Source organism: Paenibacillus lactis, assembly GCF_017873605.1.
GTDB classification, from domain to species: domain Bacteria; phylum Bacillota; class Bacilli; order Paenibacillales; family Paenibacillaceae; genus Paenibacillus_AQ; species Paenibacillus_AQ lactis.
In genome coordinates this window covers 631,780-650,081 of sequence record NZ_JAGGKI010000001.1, presented here as the reverse complement: position 1 = coordinate 650,081, position 18,302 = coordinate 631,780, and the positions used below count along the sequence as shown (strand labels likewise).

General features: G+C 44.9%; 19 protein-coding genes and 1 pseudogene. 15 read left to right on the top strand and 5 right to left on the bottom strand.

The annotated features are described in order from the left end of the window. Positions 1-306 precede the first annotated feature (306 nt). A complete protein-coding gene (locus tag J2Z18_RS02665; RefSeq protein WP_028406228.1) occupies positions 307-564 on the bottom strand; it encodes an alpha/beta-type small acid-soluble spore protein in 258 nt (85 codons plus the stop codon). Positions 565-1,366: 802 nt separating this feature from the next. On the opposite strand from J2Z18_RS02665, the gene J2Z18_RS02660 reads away from it, so the two are divergent. From J2Z18_RS02660 to J2Z18_RS02650, 3 genes are all read left to right on the top strand, one after another. Next, entirely contained in the window at positions 1,367-2,740 is a 1,374-nt protein-coding gene (locus J2Z18_RS02660; protein WP_007129187.1) for a S1C family serine protease, read from the top strand. Between the two features lie 505 nt (positions 2,741-3,245). After that, positions 3,246-3,413 carry a CxxH/CxxC protein gene (locus J2Z18_RS02655; RefSeq protein WP_007129186.1) on the top strand — a complete coding sequence of 56 codons (168 nt, stop codon included), beginning with the start codon at positions 3,246-3,248 and terminating at the stop codon, positions 3,411-3,413. Between the two features lie 187 nt (positions 3,414-3,600). Continuing rightward, on the top strand, positions 3,601-4,641 hold the full coding sequence (locus J2Z18_RS02650; protein WP_210094163.1) for a GTPase: 1,041 nt from the start codon (positions 3,601-3,603) through the stop codon (positions 4,639-4,641). Positions 4,642-4,745: 104 nt separating this feature from the next. Here J2Z18_RS02650 and J2Z18_RS02645 read toward each other — a convergent pair whose 3' ends face one another. From J2Z18_RS02645 to J2Z18_RS02635, 3 genes are all read right to left on the bottom strand, one after another. Beyond that, entirely contained in the window at positions 4,746-5,039 is a 294-nt protein-coding gene (locus J2Z18_RS02645; protein WP_007129184.1) for a hypothetical protein, read from the bottom strand. A gap of 111 nt (positions 5,040-5,150) precedes the next feature. Then, on the bottom strand, positions 5,151-5,594 hold the full coding sequence (locus J2Z18_RS02640) for a HEAT repeat domain-containing protein (RefSeq protein ID WP_007129183.1): 444 nt from the start codon (positions 5,592-5,594) through the stop codon (positions 5,151-5,153). A 54-nt stretch (positions 5,595-5,648) separates the two neighbouring features. Beyond that, a complete protein-coding gene (locus tag J2Z18_RS02635) occupies positions 5,649-5,822 on the bottom strand; it encodes a DUF3934 family protein (RefSeq protein ID WP_083832603.1) in 174 nt (57 codons plus the stop codon). Between the two features lie 269 nt (positions 5,823-6,091). Here J2Z18_RS02635 and J2Z18_RS02630 point away from each other — a divergent pair, with 269 nt between their 5' ends. The 4 genes from J2Z18_RS02630 to J2Z18_RS02615 all read left to right on the top strand — a co-directional run bounded on the left by J2Z18_RS02630 (position 6,092) and on the right by J2Z18_RS02615 (position 9,586). Then, positions 6,092-6,670 (top strand): TetR/AcrR family transcriptional regulator, encoded by a 579-nt coding sequence (locus tag J2Z18_RS02630; protein ID WP_007129182.1) that lies wholly within the window; start codon positions 6,092-6,094, stop codon positions 6,668-6,670. Positions 6,671-6,745: 75 nt separating this feature from the next. Further along, the gene (locus tag J2Z18_RS02625) at positions 6,746-7,870 is read left to right on the top strand and encodes a cytochrome P450 (RefSeq protein WP_210094162.1); all 1,125 of its coding nucleotides are present in this window, start codon (positions 6,746-6,748) and stop codon (positions 7,868-7,870) included. Positions 7,871-8,063: 193 nt separating this feature from the next. After that, entirely contained in the window at positions 8,064-8,543 is a 480-nt protein-coding gene (gene rlmH, locus J2Z18_RS02620) for a 23S rRNA (pseudouridine(1915)-N(3))-methyltransferase RlmH (protein WP_007129180.1), read from the top strand. Between the two features lie 296 nt (positions 8,544-8,839). Continuing rightward, on the top strand, positions 8,840-9,586 hold the full coding sequence (locus J2Z18_RS02615) for a hypothetical protein (protein ID WP_007129179.1): 747 nt from the start codon (positions 8,840-8,842) through the stop codon (positions 9,584-9,586). Positions 9,587-9,703: 117 nt separating this feature from the next. On the opposite strand, the gene J2Z18_RS02610 is transcribed toward J2Z18_RS02615, so the two are convergent. Next, the gene (locus J2Z18_RS02610; RefSeq protein WP_007129178.1) at positions 9,704-10,597 is read right to left on the bottom strand and encodes a pPIWI-associating nuclease domain-containing protein; all 894 of its coding nucleotides are present in this window, start codon (positions 10,595-10,597) and stop codon (positions 9,704-9,706) included. 326 nt (positions 10,598-10,923) lie between these two features. Here J2Z18_RS02610 and J2Z18_RS02605 point away from each other — a divergent pair, with 326 nt between their 5' ends. From J2Z18_RS02605 to J2Z18_RS02575, 8 genes and pseudogenes are all read left to right on the top strand, one after another. After that, entirely contained in the window at positions 10,924-11,070 is a 147-nt protein-coding gene (locus J2Z18_RS02605) for a hypothetical protein (protein ID WP_007129177.1), read from the top strand. A gap of 517 nt (positions 11,071-11,587) precedes the next feature. Next, positions 11,588-11,995 carry a restriction endonuclease gene (locus tag J2Z18_RS02600; protein WP_007129176.1) on the top strand — a complete coding sequence of 136 codons (408 nt, stop codon included), beginning with the start codon at positions 11,588-11,590 and terminating at the stop codon, positions 11,993-11,995. Beyond that, on the top strand, positions 11,962-13,596 hold the full coding sequence (locus J2Z18_RS02595) for an SIR2 family protein (protein WP_210094161.1): 1,635 nt from the start codon (positions 11,962-11,964) through the stop codon (positions 13,594-13,596). Before J2Z18_RS02600 ends, J2Z18_RS02595 begins: the two co-directional genes overlap by 34 nt. 260 nt (positions 13,597-13,856) lie before the next feature. After that, positions 13,857-14,921, top strand: coding sequence for a restriction endonuclease (locus tag J2Z18_RS02590; protein ID WP_007129174.1), 1,065 nt, complete (start codon positions 13,857-13,859; stop codon positions 14,919-14,921). Between the two features lie 455 nt (positions 14,922-15,376). Beyond that, a pseudogene (locus J2Z18_RS31095) lies at positions 15,377-15,610 on the top strand (helix-turn-helix transcriptional regulator); the annotation flags it as partial. A 383-nt stretch (positions 15,611-15,993) separates the two neighbouring features. After that, positions 15,994-16,305 carry a WCX domain-containing protein gene (locus J2Z18_RS30315; protein ID WP_007129172.1) on the top strand — a complete coding sequence of 104 codons (312 nt, stop codon included), beginning with the start codon at positions 15,994-15,996 and terminating at the stop codon, positions 16,303-16,305. Between the two features lie 393 nt (positions 16,306-16,698). Next, positions 16,699-17,394 (top strand): hypothetical protein, encoded by a 696-nt coding sequence (locus tag J2Z18_RS02580; RefSeq protein ID WP_138919320.1) that lies wholly within the window; start codon positions 16,699-16,701, stop codon positions 17,392-17,394. Between the two features lie 58 nt (positions 17,395-17,452). Beyond that, complete coding sequence (locus tag J2Z18_RS02575) at positions 17,453-17,686, top strand: hypothetical protein (RefSeq protein WP_007129169.1); 234 nt, start codon at positions 17,453-17,455, stop codon at positions 17,684-17,686. Positions 17,687-18,302: the final 616 nt, after the last annotated feature.

Here is an 18,302-nt window from a genome sequence, read left to right as displayed (position 1 = left end):
AATATGCACACAAGAAAGGGCTGCTTCCGTCACGTGGATCGTGACAGAGGCAGCCTGTTTGCTCTTTTACCCCTAAGTGAAAAAGATGCAGCAACGGCGTTATCGCCATAAGCCGCCATAAGCTATGCCTGCGTCGCATGCGTTAAGGGGCCCAGCTGCACACCGCGAAGCGCCGAGCGCTAACCCCTAGCGAGTGTGCAAGGAACGGCATGGAAGCATGATGAGGCATTCTCCCGGGCCGTGCAACATTCGGAAGCCATGGAGTGCTTTTGTGCTTTTATCCATAGCAGGCAACTAAGAACGTTCTTACGGCTTACTTAAACTCTCTTGTGCCATCCGGATCATTTCCCGGACCATCGAGCCGCCGATAGCGCCTCCGACTTTCCCGGCCTGCTCGGTGGTCAGATTGCCGTTGCCTTCAGGCTTGAGCGGGACGCCAAGCGTCTTTGCAACCTCATACTTCACTTCCTGCTGCGGGTTGACCTGGTAGCCCTCATTCCGCATGACGTCGTTCATGAACTGCTGCATTTCTGGACTGCGGCGCCGTCTTGATCTTCTAGCCATATTCGATCACCTCCTTTTCGTGAACCATCATCACGACGCGTTCTTAACATCCCCGCCTTATGGCGGACGCATGCGCAAGCAGCAGCTCGATCACCTTGAAGACAACGGGCAGCCTCAGCGAAAAACTCGGAACCTTGGGGCGAAAATAGCGTAATACCTTATTGTGTGTGTTAGGAGAAGCGTGGCTGCAGCATCATGCCTGAGGTATGTGAACGGAATTCCAAAAATATTTCCATCAATTTGACAATTGTTTTTACAAAAGACAGCTAACTTTAAACGTGACTGATGTGGTACAATAGGAGCACTAAAGAACATGCTCATGACAGCTGTTGGTATTTGGTACAATGTGCATCTTTGGAATGCACTGGATTGGGTTGTTCACGATGGATGGAGCAGGCGGATTGCCGGCTGTTTCATAAAATTACATGGAGTTCGCGCTTGGAGCCGCCCTGTTTGTGGTAATAGAAGGATACAGGGTTTTTTTTGAACCATATGGGTACCAATACATACCTTTTCTGGATGAAGATTCATAGTTTCCTGTCGGAACGTTCAGGCAGGGTTCGTATAAATGGTACAAATCGAAAGAGTATGGCCGAGACCTGCAACTTTTTGGCCTTCTCAAGAGTTATTACTATAGAGAGATTTATTGGCGTGGGCATGCGTTGGAAGAAAGATCTGATACACGATGCAGGGCGGATTGTTATGGCGACAGAATGAATGCGGAGTCGGTCGGTAATGGCGATGGTCTTTAAGCGGATATCGTATCTTGACGTGCAGCGACAAGGGGAGAGAGGGATCGCGAATGGGATTGTTTGACGATGATTTTTATTCAACCAAAGTATCCAGGAAGAGCAAAAATGCCAGCGAGGACCGATCTGCGCGAACCAAGTGGCGAACGAAGTGGCGGACCAGCCGCCGGAGCAGAGGGCTGTCCACCTTCCAAATCTCCGCGATCAGCTCGGTATGCAGCGCATTGATTGCCGTGATGCTGTTCAGCTTCATTACCGGCCATCCTGCCTCCACATCCCGGGTCTCCTTGGTGAACGGCGGACATCAGCTGTCCTCGACGGAAGGGGACCCTTATGAGCGGATTATTCAAGCAGCCGAGAAGGTGCGTCCTGCTGTCGTAAGCGTGCTGACGCATAAAGAGACCGTGCTGCCGGAAGAGGAGGATCTTGAGAGCGAGGAGGAAGTCTTGCCTGAAGACGAAGAGGGATTGGAGCTTCCGGAGGGATTTGATTTCGGAGAGGAATTCGATTTCGGGGATGAATTCGGTGATTTCGGCGAATCTCAGGAGGATGCGCTGGGATCCGGTGTTATTTTCAAGAAGCTTGAAGGCAAGGCTTACATCATCACGAATAATCATGTTGTAGAAAATGCCGATTCCTTCGAGGTCGTTACCGTGACCGGCGAGAAGAAGCAAGCGACGCTTGTCGGCACCGATCGCGTGAGCGATATTGCGGTGCTCTCGATTGACGCCAAAGGCATTGGCGATGTAGCCGAGTTCGGCGACTCCTCCAAGCTGCGGCTGGGAGAGACCGTCATTGCGATCGGGAACCCGCTTGGGCTGGGAGATACGCTGACCTCCGGCATCGTCAGTTATACGAACCGGATCATTCCGGTCTCGCTCAATCAGGACGGAAATTACGATTGGGAGCAGGAAGTCATTCAGACCGATGCCGCCATCAATGAGGGCAACAGCGGCGGTGCGCTGGTCGATCTCAATGGCCGGGTGATCGGCATTAATACGATGAAAATCGCGGATACCGGTGTGGAAGGCCTTGGATTCGCCATTCCGGTGAACGAGATTACCGAGGTTGTTAAGGAGCTTATGCTGAAGGGCTACATCGCGCGTCCATACCTGGGTGTCTATACGGTGGATTTGGGCAATCCCTATGCGCCGCTGAGCAAGAAAGAGAAGGAGAATCTGAAGCTGCCGAAGAGCGTAACCGAGGGTGTGGTCGTACTGGATGCCCTGGGACCTGCCAAGGATGCGGGCCTTCAGCTGAACGACGTCATCGTCAAGCTGGATGGCAAGCCGATTAAGACCACCCTGGAGCTGCGCAAGCATCTGTACCGCAACACCAAGGTTGGTGGTGAGCTGGATGTAACATTCTACAGGGATGGGAAGCTGCAGTCGCTCAAGGTGAAGCTGGAAGAGAAGCCGGAGGAATAAGCTTCGGCTAGGCTTTAGACGAAAGAGATATGAAAAAGGTTGAGCGTCAGTCACTTGGCGGACTAAAGAGAGAGCGTGCATAAGCACGCTCTCTTGCTGTTTTACTGGGATTGAGGCAATGAGGCAATCCCTAGCGGTAATTTAGCGTCATATGGGGATAGGCGGCCTCCCCGTCGGCATACCTTGTCCCGAACATTGGTCTGATCAACTCCTTGCAGACATTTCGCCCTCTTCCACGAGTATGGATTCATGGAGGCTGCACGTAGAGGACGGGCCTCTTTGAGCGTGGTATTGTCCCAGAATAACGAATGATCCATTGTCCAGTAGGAAGATCTTGGGGGAATATCAAGCCTGGAAGCGAGGCAGAATACATTGGAAGCCCGGATGCGGGGGTAATTCGGGCAAAAGCATTTCTTTTTCCCGCAGAGTGTGGTAGAACAGAAGAGTGGCTATACGGTTTGATAGAAACGCGGGCTCATAGGCGATAACAGAAAGGATGCATAGAATGTACGTCGTATGCAAAGAACATGTGGAACTGGCAATCGAAAATTTCGTGGATGAGTATGAGGATGCTCCAGATATCGTGGATTTGAAGGAGACGGAGTTTTCGGACTGGGACCCGCCAGTGAAGTGCGCGGAGTGCGAGAAGCATGCTGAATTTTTAATTGTATAACGTCAATATTTTAATTCAATAAATAATGCGAATGAGAAAGCGTGATGATTTCACGCTTTTTTTGTTTAAGAGATCATGAAGGCAATCGAAGCAGCGAAGCTTTGGTAGACAGTCCTCCGTAGTGTATGATGGATGTGTAGATTGCACGGAGACGCCGATAACCTATCGTGAATGGAGACGATCAGAGATGGATGACTTCGGGAAGGTCTGGGAAGAGGAGATCAAGCGGGCAGCCGATGAGGCTTACGAGAAGGAAATGGATGAAATCAACCGCCAACTGAAGCAGGAAATCCTCATTGCGCTGATTGGCGACGTGAATACGGGCAAGTCCTCAACCATGAATCGGATCGTGGGCGAAGAGGTGGCCGGCGTCGGGGCCGAGCCCGGGGAAACGACGGTGATTCATCCGCATAAATATAAGGACAATATATCTTTCATTGATACACCCGGGTTGAATGATGTGAATACCGCCAATTCGGAGGTGACCTTGAATTATTATAAACAGGCGGATATGGTGCTGTTCTTTCTGAACGCTGCAGGCACCGTCTTCTCGGAGGCGGAGAAGAGGTCGTTTGAGAAAATTCAAGGCGTCAACTCGAACATCCTGATCGTGCTGAACAAAATTGACGCCGCGGATGAAATCGACCGCCTGGTGGCGCGTATCCGGAAGGAGACCGGAGGGCGCTATGAGGTTGTGCCGGTGTCTTCTCGGACGGGCGAGAACATCGACCGGCTGCGGAGCAGCATTCTGGAGATGCTTAAAAAAAAGTCTAAAGACATCCTCTTTGCCAAAAGCATCAAGGAAAAGTCGGCGACCGCCAACGGGTGGATCATCGGAGCCTCGATCTCGGCAGGAGCAGTAGGCGCATCTCCCATTCCGGGATCGGATATCATTCCGATTACCGGCATTCAAGTGAGTCTCCTTACCCGGCTTGCGGTGCTGTACAATAAGCCGATCAGCAAGGAGACGGCGAAGGAGCTCGTCATTGCCACGATATTCGGGAATATCGGGAAGAGCATTTTCCGGCAGATCGTGAAGGTATTCCCTGGCGCAGGATCGGTCGCCGGAGCGACGGTCGCGGGGGCTACAACCCTGGCGCTGGGATATGCTGTGAAATATGCTTACGAGCACAACATCCATATCAATACGACGAATATTACAAAGCTCTATAAGAAATTCAGGGAGAAGGCCGAGACGGAATCGGAATCCAATTCCGAGTCGAAGTAAGCAAGCCGATGTCGAATGCATACCACGTTAAACGGATGGAATAGAAAAAGGGGCCTTCGGCCCCCAATCGTAGCTGCGTCAAAGCAGCGATATTTATCATTGATTTACTTCGTGGCAGCCTCATGATCGGCTTTGGCCTGCTCCAGCATCGATTTCCAATCCGGAAAATCGGTTTCTCTTGAAACGTGACGGTCAAACAGTTCGTCTGGAATGTTATCGATATCTTCATGCGTTTCCACTTGGAAGTTACCTTTTACGACAAAATCCCCAAAGCTGTTATGGGATGAATGTTTACGCATAAACGATTCATTGAACAGCTTTTCCAGAGAGATGTTATCCGGATCCTCCTGTACCGATTTTTGTCCTTGCAATTCCTTCAACAGATCATCAAACGACATGGGCTTTTGCTTTCTCAGAGTACCACTCCTATAAATTAATATTTGTGTTCAGTATAACATACCCGGAATTCTTATAAACATGGTAGACTTTCCGGAAGGCTGGTTACCCCGTTATCTTCTTAACAAGGAAGACCAGGTTTGCTCCAGCCAGCTGTCGAATTCGTCTCCTTTGTCACCCTCGTACGTATCATAGATATCAATTCTCATCTTTTTTAGCTTGTCTTTGAAGTCTTCATACTTGTGGTCACGGGGAAGGCTTTTTTTGATGCGCAGCAGCACCTTAGAAACGTCTTTCATCAGCTCGCCTTTACGTCTTTCAGGCATCTGCACGTCCTCGCCAAAGGCCCGGAGCTTATGATAGGCTGCTTCCCTTACCTGGTGAACCGCATCCGTATTCAGTCTATGCAGCAAAATATCGATGGATTTCTGATTTTTCCAATTTCCCAGCTCTTCAACGGCGTTTAACCGTTCTCTCCAATTGGCGTTCCGGTTAGCGGAGCTTTTCAGCTCTTCATAATTCGACGGCACGTCCGTCAAAACCTCTTGATTGTCCAATCCGTTCATCTCCTTCATAGGTGGTATCAGGGGGCTCCTAAAACCATATGTTCATTATGGGGTACCTTTATGCTTACTGGCGTCCGCTGCATTGTCCGCCTGCTTGGTCCCTTTACTGGTATAAGGTTTGGGTTTACTCTTGGCTCTTCTCGCGCTGGCATCCCATCGGCTCCAACCTTTCTTGCCTGTGCCTCGGCCTGTTCCGCCCTTGCCCTTGGATTTACTCAACCCATCACTCCGTTACGATATATTCTTGTCCCTATATGCTGATTCTTTACCAGCCCTGTTGAAATATACACTGTATTGGACCATATGTATAGGATAGAACGGAAATAAACCTAAGAATCGAAATATATATGGATGGAATCCAACATTGATATAGTCTAGGGACTTCTTCGGTTGACTAATTTTTCCCAGCATGTTATCTTATTTTTTGAACTGACCAGTCAGAACAAGAAACGTTGAACTGAAATTTGTGTGAAAGGGCAGACCCCATTGTGAGCAAAGAAAAAATTATCCAAGCAGCCATAGAAGTATTCTCCGAGAACGGATACCACCGCGCAAGCATGGACGAGATTGCCGCCCGCGCTCAGGTTGCCAAGGGAACGCTGTACTACAACTTCCCGGGCAAATCCCAGCTCTTCAAGACGGTCGTCAAGCAGGGCTTCGAGGATATTATGCGGCGGACCGAAGCGGATCTGAATTCCCCGCTGCCGATCAAAGAGATGATTATGCGGACCATCCGTCATCATCTGGATCTGTTTCTGGAATCCCGGCATTTTTCCCATATCGTATTCAATGAGATCTCGAACGGCATTGAGCAGGATGTCCTGGAAGAGCTGAAGGAGCTGAAGCGGACGCATATCGGTTTTCTAGCGAAGATCATTGAGGATGGCAAGTGTGAAGAGAATCTGTTCCGCGATGTCGATGCCAACCTGGCTGCAGTCAGCATGATCGGCACATTGGAGAGCGTATGTAATTATTATTTGAATCATCAAGAAGCCTATACCCGCGAAGACCTGGAGCAGTTTGTGTTCACGGTCATTACCCAAGGCCTGTTTATATCGGTTGAATAAACTCGGCCTTCTTTTGTAAGCAGGTCTGACTGACCAGTCAGTTCAAATCTTGAAGCGAAGATGGAGGTTATCGGTATGGAATGGAATAAGAACGGTTTACTCCCGCTGGAATGGTTCCGCCAGATGCGAACGGAATCTCCGGTGGCTGCAATTGATGGTAGCGGAGCCTGGAACGTATTTAAATACGAGGATGTCAAAGCGGTCTTCACCAACTATGAGGTCTTCTCTTCCCAAGGCTCGCCTTCTACGGAGGACCCGATCGAGTCCAGCCTGCTCCGGCAGGATCCGCCGAAGCACCGACAGCTTCGGAAACTGGTCTCCCATGCGTTTACGCCGCGGATGATCGAGTCGCTTGCTCCCAAGATCGAGGAGATCACGAAGTCCCTGCTGGATGAAGCGGAGAAGAAGGGGAAGATGGACATCGTGGCGGATTTAGCGAGTCCGCTCCCGATCGTCGTCATCGCCGAGATGCTAGGCGTATCGCTGGAATACCGGGAACGCTTCAAGGCTTGGTCAGATGCGTTGGTTGGCGATAATTACGAAGCGTATATCCAGTGCCAGCGCGAGATGAGCGAGTACTTCTCGGCCATCGCGGATGACCGGCGCCGCCATCCGCAGGATGACCTGATTACGAAGCTGGTGGAAGCCCGTATCGATAATGAGTCTCTGACCGAGCTTGAAATCATCGGCTTCTGCATCCTCCTGCTGGTCGCCGGCAATGAGACGACAACGAATTTGATCTCCTCTGCCGTTCTGGCCATCGATAGCTTGCCGGAGGTGCGGGCAGAGCTTCTCGCGGACCGATCGCTCATCCCGGGCGCACTGGAGGAAGTATTCCGTTATTTCTCGCCGGTACAGGTGATGTTCCGCCGCGTGAAGCAGGAGACGGAACTGGGCGGGAAGACGCTGAGGGAGAACGAGCATGTGTATATCTGGATGGCTTCCGCCAATCATGACGAGGCGGTGTTCGAGCGTCCGGACGTATTCAATATTCACCGAAATCCGAATCCGCATCTTGGACTCGGAAGCGGCATCCATTATTGCCTCGGCTCTCAGCTCGCGCGGATGGAGTCCCGCATTGCGATTGAGGCGCTGCTGGAGCGCTTCCCGGAGTATCGGCGCGACCGCTCGGCCCCGCTTTCCCGGATGGACAGTACGATGATGTTTGCGTTGAAAGAGCTGCCGATCATTTTAAAATAGATAGGAAGTCAAGAAAGAGTCGCTCCAGATGGAGAGGGCTCTTTTTTAATAATCGGCTCGAGTTTAAGTGGAATGGAATGAGGGTGAGCGCTCTGCTTGGAGGTGAGATGGCAATGGGTATGTCCTTTAATTGGCAGTGGCACCATGTTAGAATGGACGTCAGAACAGCGTAGATAAGGAGCGAATCATCGCCATGAATATACAGATCGTATGCGTCGGCAAGCTGAAGGAGAAATATCTGGTGCAGGGCATTGCGGAATACAGCAAGCGCCTTGCGCCTTATGTGCGCCTGTCGGTGCACGAGGTGCCTGACGAGAAAGCGCCTGAAAACATGAGCGAGGCGGAGATGCGTCAAGTGCAGGAGAAGGAGGGTGCGGGCATTCTCGGCCACATCAAGCCGGACGCCCACGTGATCGCGCTCGCGATCGGCGGCCAGCTGTGGTCTAGCGAGGATCTGGCCGCCCATATCGACAAACTGGGAACCTACGGCACCAGCACCGTCACCTTCGTGATCGGCGGCTCGAACGGTCTCTCCGAGGCCGTGTTAAAGCGCGCCCAAACGAAGCTCAGCTTCGGGCGCATGACCTTGCCTCACCAGCTTATGCGGCTGGTGTTGGTGGAGCAGATTTACCGTGCGGTGAAGATTAATCGGGGGGAACCGTATCATAAGTAGGGCGAAACTTTAGTTTGCCCCCCATTATGTTGCGGACATTGTAAATGGTATACACATGTATTAAGGTTAAGATTAATCTAACTTTCGTCTTTGTTTGCTGCTTCTGAAAATCAGTAAACAAAGGCGTTTTTTTGTTTGTTAGAATAGCCTAAACTAAATAAGCGAAAATTAAACCCGTAATTATTTATAATTCCTATGTTGCTTATTTTAATTTCTGTGTTACCTGTTTTAACTATGTAGTTTATGATGGTAACATGTAAAGAACCCCATCTTAAAAACTGAAGGGAGATAGGGCAATGCAAATAATGAAGTTGGCCAGTGTATACAAGGACTGGAAAACTAAAAATGATAGTGCTTCACAGATGGACAAGTTGGTAGCTCGAACACTTTTAGCTACGGACGATGTATCATTCACGCTTTTTATCACAGAGGCATCTTTTGAAGATGTTAGTCGCGTTTACAATACATTAGAGGATCTCCGATTATCAAAGAATACCCAAGATGACGACAGAGAAGAATCCTACCGTAAAAATGAGGATAGGGGCCAGTTTTTGTATAAAGACATGGATGATTCTAATACGAAGAAGCGTATGAACAGAAAGAAAGCAGTAGGTTACGTAATGAGCAATATTGTGAAGAACAATAAAGGATCAAAGGTTGTTAAAGTACGTTACAGCACTATGGAAGTAGAACTGGCAGATAAACGTATTGTAAAAGTGAAGGTGGGTCTATCCAGAGACTACCACGATGAAAGTTACAATCCGCAAAAACAATGCTGCTCGTGGCATAAGGAAGATGACCAGCATATTACTCAATTTGATTATCATATATACTTAGTTGAAAATGGGGATTCCTATAAAGGACTGATTTTTAATACTAACGAACTACAGCAACACTTGAGCAGAAAATCATATAATGGTCATTTCGCAAACTACTATTTCCACTGGAATCCAAATGGAAGCGTGACGGACGAACGTGACATAACGACACCTATAGATGTTACCATTTATGATGCCGACAAAATCCAATGGCGACTTAAATAAGGGCAAAATTCAAGGCGATATTATATAGAAGAGGCTTTTCCGGGCAAAGGAAAAGCCTCTTCTGTCGTGTTGTCAGTGTCAGCGAAAGTGTTACTATTAAAAATACCTTATTATAATTTAACGCTCATCGTCATAATCAGGCTCATCGGGTTCATATGGCTCGTCACCAGGATCAATCTCTTCTTCACCATCATCATAATATTTATCAGTATCAACCATTATATCGTCTGTCTCAATTTCGATATCTAATGGATCAAACACGGGTACCTCCATATTAATAGTAAAAGGATAAGACTCCTCAAATTCCACCCCATCTCCCCGTCGCAAGTCCCCATCAGAACCAAATTGGTGTGTAACGTCCACGAATCCATCTATGTAGATATAAATATAATGGGCATCGATATCAGTGACAGAGATAGTATCAATTGTATTGCCATCAACAGTGTAGTGAGTTGCGAGGACATCAATTTCTTGCAACACATCATTTATAATTGCTTCTGTAATCTTTCGATTCAAAAGATCTTCATAAGCATTCACAATTTGGGATCGAATTTCATCGATGTTTGAAAAGAACTGAAGGAGAAAATCAATAGACTCAGATACAAAAGCCTCCCCAATCTCTTTGCTTACATCAATAGCACCTTCACCAAAATGAGTATACTTATTTAGTTCTGAGACAACCTTTCCAAGTCGTTTGGAAACAATGGCTAAATCAATCTCTAACTCAGATTCAATAAATTCATCTTCTAGCCCACTCTTTATCGCGTATAAGAGCCGTTGTTTCCTAGTCGGCTTATTATCATGTTCATTTTCATACCAAGAACATGCAAGAACATCCTTATCCGGAGCTAAACGATGCAAAACTTTGGTCATCATTTCTCTAAATTTATGCCCAAAACTGTTATATTTCATATCGTCTTCAAAATCCAGCGATTTTAAAGACGAAATGAGCATTTTTTTCTCTGTAGTAGAAAGCCTCTCGAGAATAGGTACTACTTTGCTTTCAAACATTTTTACTGCCCCCTTTAATCTCTTACCTATTGTTTAGTATAAATAGAGTATTGTAATGTTGAACAGGGCAAAAGTATAGCGAACTCAATATATGTTGGAAATTCTTTCGCTGAGGAAACGGAAAATCTACAGATCGATAGAGAGCAATCATAGACAATAAAGTCCTTGCATAGCGAGGAAAACTTGTGTGTGCCTGCCAAATTATATAAGGGGGAGGCTGTTATGAAGCTGCATGTTCATACAAGCAAGAAACAGGTCAGCCAGAGGAACTCGTTGGAGCAATATTAGATTGTGAAATGGTTTTTTTACGGAGTAAGGGACTTTTTATGGATGTGCCGCCTGAAAATGAATCGGAACAATCGGAGCCTGTAGTTATTGATACAGACGAAATGGAGAGGTTTATAGCAGAAAGGTTGAAGGTTTCCAATGATATTATCGCTAAAGTTCTGGGCGGGGAAGATGCCTTTATGTAGGGTACGAGTAATTAGATTACAATAGAAATCAATTGTTTAAGTCGAGGGGGCCTTTCTACACAAAGGAAAGGCCCCTTCCGCGATATAGTCAGCGGAAGGGGCTACGCATATAAAATGCTTCTCGGTATCTTCATTAAACACGAGCTCAACGCATTTTGCACAGCGCTTACTATCCAACGTGATCTTCTTAACGACGAAATGCAACAAGGTCTTTCGTTGTTGAAATGGTGAATATTGAAGTAGAGCATCGAAATTCGCCAAGGTTTGCTGATATACATAGGAAAATATACCCACCTGTTGTAAAATGAATACATAAGAACAACAGACAACGGGAGATGGCATGAAGGAGATCATTTGGTTTTTCATTGGAGTTGTGCTGCTCGGGGTTATTTAGGGGATCTTGAAGCCAAAGAAGAGAAGGAGCGCTAGAAAACGAGCATCTAAGGTAAGGACAAAGCGCAAAGAATCATCGGCAAGGGCGTCCCATCGGGCATCTAAGACTTGCAGGCCGGATGAAGTGCTTCTTACCAAACCATTAAATGATTTAAATGGGTTTGAATTTGAAAGACTTCTTGCCTTGTACTTTCGAGATCAGGGCTATGTTGTTCACGAGGTCGGCATTGGCGGAAACGATGGTGGAGTGGATCTGGTCATCGTGGACAAGCGTGGCGAGAGGACGGCTGTGCAGGCAAAGTGTTACGCCGATCACAACATGGTTGCTGTCCAGACGGTTCGTGAGCTTGTGGCTGCCAAGCGGAATCACAATTGCATGCTGACGTTGCTGGTCACTACCTCAGACTTGACGGGACCTGCGAAGAAGGAAGCAGAGCAATTTAGGGTGGAGTATTGGCATGGAGGACTAGTTGGACAGAAATTGGAATCCTGGAGCAAATGGCGTCCTACAAAGAAACGGAAATTGGTTTAGATCAAGAAAGGGGCGGGAAAAAGAATGGTTGTTCAAGATGGGTAAATGAGCATGTTCAAGATAGGCTTGCTGAGCATCTTAAGAAGTTTGATTCCTCGCCATTCTTGTTTGTAGGCTCCGGTTTCTCGAGAAGATATCTCGGGCTAGAAGACTGGGAAGGATTATTGAAAAAATTTTCGGCGTTCAGCACTACAGATTATGAGTACTATTCATCTTCTGTTGCGGGTAAGCAGGAGAAAATCGCAGGATTACTTGCAAACGATTTTCATCAAGTTTGGTTCACAGGAGATGAATATAGAGACAGCAGAGAGGAATTCAAAGGAACAATATCTGGTAAAACGACTCCACTAAAAATTCAAATCTCAAAGTATCTAAGAGAAAAATTCTATGAGTTTGGTATTTCCGAGGGATTAGACAGAGAAATAGAGAGCCTAAAACAAGTTAATATTGATGGAGTCATTACTACAAATTGGGATTGCTTGATTGAACAGATTTTTGAAAAAGAGGAATTTGTTAAATACATCGGTCAGAAGGAACTTTTGTTTTCGGATCCAAAAGAGATTAATGAAATTTACAAGATTCATGGCTGCTGTACAGTTCCAGATTCTCTTATTCTCACTGACGATGACTATAAGGATTTTAATGACCGTAATCCATATTTAGCTGCTAAGTTGCTTACAATCTTTGTTGAACATCCTGTTGTTTTTATCGGCTATTCTTTGTCAGATGAGAATATTGGAAGTATCCTAGAATCAATAACGAATTGTCTAAGTATTGAAAACCTTCATAAATTAAAGGATAGATTGATATTCGTTCAGAGAACGAAAAATGAGGAACTAGATTCATTTGAGGAAGGGACGATATTGATAAATAAAATTCCCTTGCCAATTACGATAGTCAAATGTAATGATTTTTCAAATGTCTATAAAGCACTTTCAAGAAACAAACGAAAGTTTAGTACAAAGTTAATGCGTAAAATGAAAACTCAAATTTATGAGTTAGTAAAGCATAATGACCCAAATAATCAACTCCATGCTGCTCTCGAACTTGAACAAGATTATGATAATTCAAAAGTAGAATTTGTCTTTGGGGTAGGAATTTCAAAGCAAATTTCATTGAAGGGCTATGGCAGTATTACTGATACCGAACTTTTTGAGGGGATTGTTAAAGAAACATCGTGGGTTCCTGAACAAATAGTATTAGAGACCCTGCCATTGTTACTAAGAGCAAATACTTACTTGCCTGTATTTAAGTATATTGCAGAAAGTGGCCTGTCCAAAGAAAGCTTAGTGCCTAATCTCATTAAAAAGCTAAACATGAAGTACGAGGACTTTTTGATACGATATCAGAGGGCAAACCTATCGGAACTTAGAAAAGGGTACGCAGATTTGAACGAACTATTAAGTAAAGTACCTGTCCAAAAAGCAGCGGGGTTAATACCCATTCTTGGAAAAGGGAAAACTGATGTAGAAGTACTTAAAGAGTATATAATAACAAATTTGGATTTTCTTAATGCAGAAAACCAATCAATCAGGACTAACTTTAAAAAGTTGATTCGTTATTATGATTGGCTTGTCTATCGATCTAAAATTACCTTCTAAGCTAAGACCAAACCAAGTGAATCCCCCCATTTCCAGAGCCTAGAGTCAGGGTGGAAAAAATTTTACATTAATTATTCCTTGCCAAACAATTATTGGGGTAAGTAGGGAGAAGGCAGTATTTCTGCCTCTACTAGGTATGTCTGAACGTTTTCATCGTCTAGAAGTACACATCTACCCTTTAATAGAAGGGGATTTCAAAATAAATGGGGAAAAGTCTTGTCTGAAGTATCGTCTCTAAACATCATATGGAGGGTGACATCGTGATCAATTTCGAAAGTATGGATGGGGTGGAATTTGAGAGGTTAGTATATAATTTGTTTGTTAAGCTTGGCTTTAGGGCGCAAATTACTAAGGCAAGCGGTGATGGTGGAGTCGACATTGTAGCAAACTATGAAGGATTATTATTTAATGGCCTTTATCTGATTCAGTGTAAGCGATGGAAGGCCAAGGTTGGTGAGCCTGAATTAAGAGATCTATATGGAACGGTCACTTCAAAAAATGCTTTAAAAGGAATTTTAGTAACCACAAGTTCATTTTCGCGGCAAGCTGAGGAGTTTAGCAGGGGTAAGAATCTCGAGTTAATTGATGGACCAAAGCTTAATGAGTTATTAAGAGCTGCTGAAATGGACAATACCGCTTTCTCTGGTGTGATAAATAATACTGAGAGAGTGGGTTTTCTTCAATCTCCTATGTTTGACAGTGAGAAGTATCAACTTCTAGCTAGACGTATAGACAGTGATCCGAAAATGGAACAACCAATTAATGCCCTTATAAATTTACTTATGGAGAAAGTATTCGAGATAGGAGCAGATGCTCGAACAAATGGGCTAATTGATGAAACAATTGCTAGGATTAACGGATATAATCAGATTTTTGCAGCGGGAAAAACAAAAGTAATGAAAGAAAGACGAAATCAAACATATTTTTATTTAGCCGCCATGGAACTCGCTAATGCTAACTATGGGAAGGCGTATGAAAATCTGTTGAAAATTGAGTTTCCTTTGGCTATAGGTCAAGCAATGAGTATCCAGAGATGTTTTATCACGATAGCTTATATTTTAGGGTTAGATACGGAACTTAAAAGATTATTAATGGAATGTATTAAGGGTATTCGTTTTAACAATGGTGATACGGTTACACACCCTGTTTTAATTTCAGAGTGTACGAAAATCTTGCAAGGAACAATGAAAGTCCATGAGCTTGAAATACCATATCCAAATAGGCAAATGTTAAAAATGAGTGATTTTTTAGGGAAATTTAGAATTACTCGTGAGATGATTGAGGAACATAGAGATTATGTAAGGAGTTTTGGGAAAGTGGATTAGAAAGGCAAGTGGGCACCGATTTAGTGAAGCAGAAGACACCCCGATCGGGTGCCCTTTAATTTCGCTCTATAGTTGATAAGAGGAACCTTATCATAAGTAGGGCGAAACGGCTGAAGCAGTTTTGCATGATGTATCCGGGGGGTTATCTAACACAAGAGCAATGTTTCCTGTCGGATAAGCCGTGAGGATCTTCTGGAGAAAGGCAAGGAAAGTTTCAGCCGTATATTGTTCGTCTTCTTGCTAAACGATCAGTCCCGTCTCATATATATAGCTGGTGTTTTTTAAATTCCTGTGTGTATAGATAGAACGTTACGGTCACTTTTAGCTTTGACATTCGCTGATAGATCGGTTACGAGGAACCGCATCATAAATAAGAGACTTGATTCATACGGTGAATCTTAACTTGACATTAGTTTGTCAAGTTTATTTGTTTACCGATAACTAGGGGTGAGCGGATGCAGATCAGCAGATTATTTCAATTGGTTTATATTTTATTGGAAAAGGGGACTGTTACGGCCCCAGAGTTGGCTGAGCGGTTCGAGGTGTCTGTCAGAACGATATATAGAGATGTTGAGGCTTTAAGCCAGGCCGGAGTTCCAATTTACACCAGCCAAGGAAAAGGAGGCGGGATTTCCCTTTCCGACAGGTTTGTCCTGAACAAATCTTTGCTTACCGACCAGGAGCAGGATGAGATACTTTTTGCCCTGCAAAGCTTGTCCGCAGCCCAATTTCCCGATTCCGACGAGGTTTTCTCGAAGCTGAGCAGCTTGTTCAGGAAAAATAGCACCAACTGGATTGAAGTCGATTTCTCCCCTTGGGGAAGCGGGCAAAAACAAAAAGAGCCGTATACACTGCTAAAACAGGCCATTTTTGAGCATAAAGTGATTTCGTTTACCTACTTGAGCTCGGCCGGAGAACAGAAAAGCCGGAGAGGCGCTCCGGTGAAACTTTTTTTTTTAAGGATAGAGCCTGGTACGTTGAGGCCTATAGTTTCGAACAAAAGGCTTTAAGAACCTTTAAGATTACCAGGATGTGGAATGTACAGCTTTTAGACGTAGACGAGGGTAAGCTCTTGGAGATTCAACAGGAGTGGATGGAGGCTGCCGGGACTTCTCCAGAAGTTAAGGTTAACGAAACGCCTAGAATCCCTCTGGTATTAAAAGAGCCGGCGGGAGCCTATCGCATCGTGGATGAGTTTAAGGAAGAGAACATTTCGAAACAGGAAGACGGGTCTTTCCGGGTCACATCAGATATGCCTTCCGGAGAATGGCTATATCAGTATCTTCTTTCATATGGAGATTTACTGGAAGTTATTGAATCGGTGTCTGTCAGACTGGAGATGAAAAGTCGCACGACCAAAATGGCTGAAAAATATTTTAGATAACTGGACACTCTGCTGTCAGGTTCGTCACATGGAGGAATGACAAGGCCGATCAGCCCGTTCTTCCCCTGGATGTACTTGTTGACCTGATCCTTTATGTCTACAGGTTCTTGATACGATGTTGTTCAGTTCTCATGAGGGCCTCCCGATATAAATTGTCGTTATCATCATAACAGGCTGCCAACCAGAATAATTCATGAAGCATTCGGAGCCATCGTAGCCCGGTTCCTGCCGGATGAATCAAGTCATACAGGGCAAGTAGACCCCCGTACGATAATATGGGGGTTGCCGATACAAACCAATTTGACTCAATCCCATACGTACCATGGGATCGTAGCACTTTGGAAATTGCACAAGCTGAAAATAAATTCCCCGGAATTTCTAGCTGAATTTTAGTTGACTGATGCAAAACTGGTTCTCAGAGAATTTTTTTATAAATTTTTTCATAACTTTTTCTATTTTTTAGGCGTTTATATTGTTAGGAGCGCAAATAATACTAAATATGGGATGAGTTATATGAAAAAATTTCTGCTCTGTGTTCTAACTCTTGTAGGTATTGTTGGCTTTTCGACGAGTGCCTTTGCTGCTGATGCTGAAGATTCACGGGATGTGGAAGTTACGACACCTGCTTCCGTAGAGGAAGCTGAAAAAATTTATGAAGAAGTTTATGCAGAGACACCTTTTATCAAAAATGCTAGTCCAGGAAAAGGTTCCACCTCAGAAGATAGTGGTATCAGTATCCAAGCAGATGCCCCACTGCCTTATTATTTTAGTGGTACCTTTGACTCGACTTTAAGTTCAGCAAGAACTATGAAAAACGGGAACAGCTCCACAGTCCGTATTACTGTAAACTTTGAGTGGGTAACTAGAGATATGCCTAGAATAACTCCTTATGAGGATCGATGGTATGACATCACGCTTTATGAAAACGGGGTAAGTAAAGGCACTTACAGATTCTGGCCAGACACTGGATGGAATCACGCTGACTGGACCGGTATTACTCCAGGTGCAACGTTAAGCTTTAAAATGACAAAACTTGGAGCGATCCAACAAGAGGAAACGGAGACATTACTGGCAGTGGAGCAGTATTGAATCCGTAGGAAAATTATGTCACTAAGGCAAATTGATGACATCAGGAGGTAAGGCTAACATGAAAAAGAAAACAATCGTTGCTCTAGTAGCAGTATTTTCAGTTGTTGCTATGAGCACCGCAGCATTCGCAGCTACATCAGCCCCTATTGGTTCTAAGAACAATCCAGATAAACTTGTCGCTCCTACTCGAGAAGAATCCAAACGGATTTATAAAGAGGTTTATGAAAATACGCCATTCATTATTGATTCTAGAACCGGTGAACATCTTGAAAAACCAAATACTGACTTTTAACAAAAAGAACTAGCCCCTGATCTAAGGGCTAGTTCTTTTTATATAAAGCACCAGCTTTTCGTGCGATACTCTAGTTGGGGAAACTGTTTCTGACAGCCAGTGCTTAAAACGGTTTTTGTTGCAGCTCGTAGGAACACATTACTTACGAAAAGAACCTAATCTTTGAAAGGGTGAATTTTTTTGACAACCGATGCCGGATCTTTAATTGATAGACCGTTATTTTGGTGGTGTGCAGAAAATGTACAGAATATTAGTGAGCACTTCCCCCCAGATAATTCCTCACTTATTCAAGACATTAGACGCTCTATATTTAACGGTTAAAGAACTACCTAATATGGAAATCCAAGAAGGGACAGGCCGAATATCTGGAGGTGGTAAAACAGGTGAGCGAAGCAAAACGTTCATAATCGACATACCGTTTAATCCCAAAGACTACGTGGTCTTTCGATCATGTGTATCGTTGGTTGGGGACGTATACCATTTGATAACCCCTCTTATAAAAGAAAATCGACTGGCCGAATTACTCAATCCCCTAAAGGAACTTATGGATTCAGCTGATAAATTCCGTGATTTAAGAAACTTTCTAACTCACATTGACGAGAGGTTTACTGAGAAA

Coding starts and splice junctions, on each gene's coding strand:
- J2Z18_RS02650 (WP_210094163.1), top strand. CDS start 3,601: ATGGATGACTTCGGGAAGGTCTGGGAAGAGGAGATCAAGCGGGCAGCC.
- J2Z18_RS02595 (WP_210094161.1), top strand. CDS start 11,962: ATGGCGTCCTACAAAGAAACGGAAATTGGTTTAGATCAAGAAAGGGGC.
- J2Z18_RS02655 (WP_007129186.1), top strand. CDS start 3,246: ATGTACGTCGTATGCAAAGAACATGTGGAACTGGCAATCGAAAATTTC.
- J2Z18_RS02575 (WP_007129169.1), top strand. CDS start 17,453: ATGAAAAAGAAAACAATCGTTGCTCTAGTAGCAGTATTTTCAGTTGTT.
- J2Z18_RS02610 (WP_007129178.1), bottom strand. CDS start 10,597: ATGTTTGAAAGCAAAGTAGTACCTATTCTCGAGAGGCTTTCTACTACA.
- J2Z18_RS02665 (WP_028406228.1), bottom strand. CDS start 564: ATGGCTAGAAGATCAAGACGGCGCCGCAGTCCAGAAATGCAGCAGTTC.
- J2Z18_RS02645 (WP_007129184.1), bottom strand. CDS start 5,039: ATGTCGTTTGATGATCTGTTGAAGGAATTGCAAGGACAAAAATCGGTA.
- J2Z18_RS02625 (WP_210094162.1), top strand. CDS start 6,746: ATGGAATGGAATAAGAACGGTTTACTCCCGCTGGAATGGTTCCGCCAG.
- J2Z18_RS02660 (WP_007129187.1), top strand. CDS start 1,367: ATGGGATTGTTTGACGATGATTTTTATTCAACCAAAGTATCCAGGAAG.
- J2Z18_RS02605 (WP_007129177.1), top strand. CDS start 10,924: ATGGATGTGCCGCCTGAAAATGAATCGGAACAATCGGAGCCTGTAGTT.
- rlmH (WP_007129180.1), top strand. CDS start 8,064: ATGAATATACAGATCGTATGCGTCGGCAAGCTGAAGGAGAAATATCTG.
- J2Z18_RS02615 (WP_007129179.1), top strand. CDS start 8,840: ATGCAAATAATGAAGTTGGCCAGTGTATACAAGGACTGGAAAACTAAA.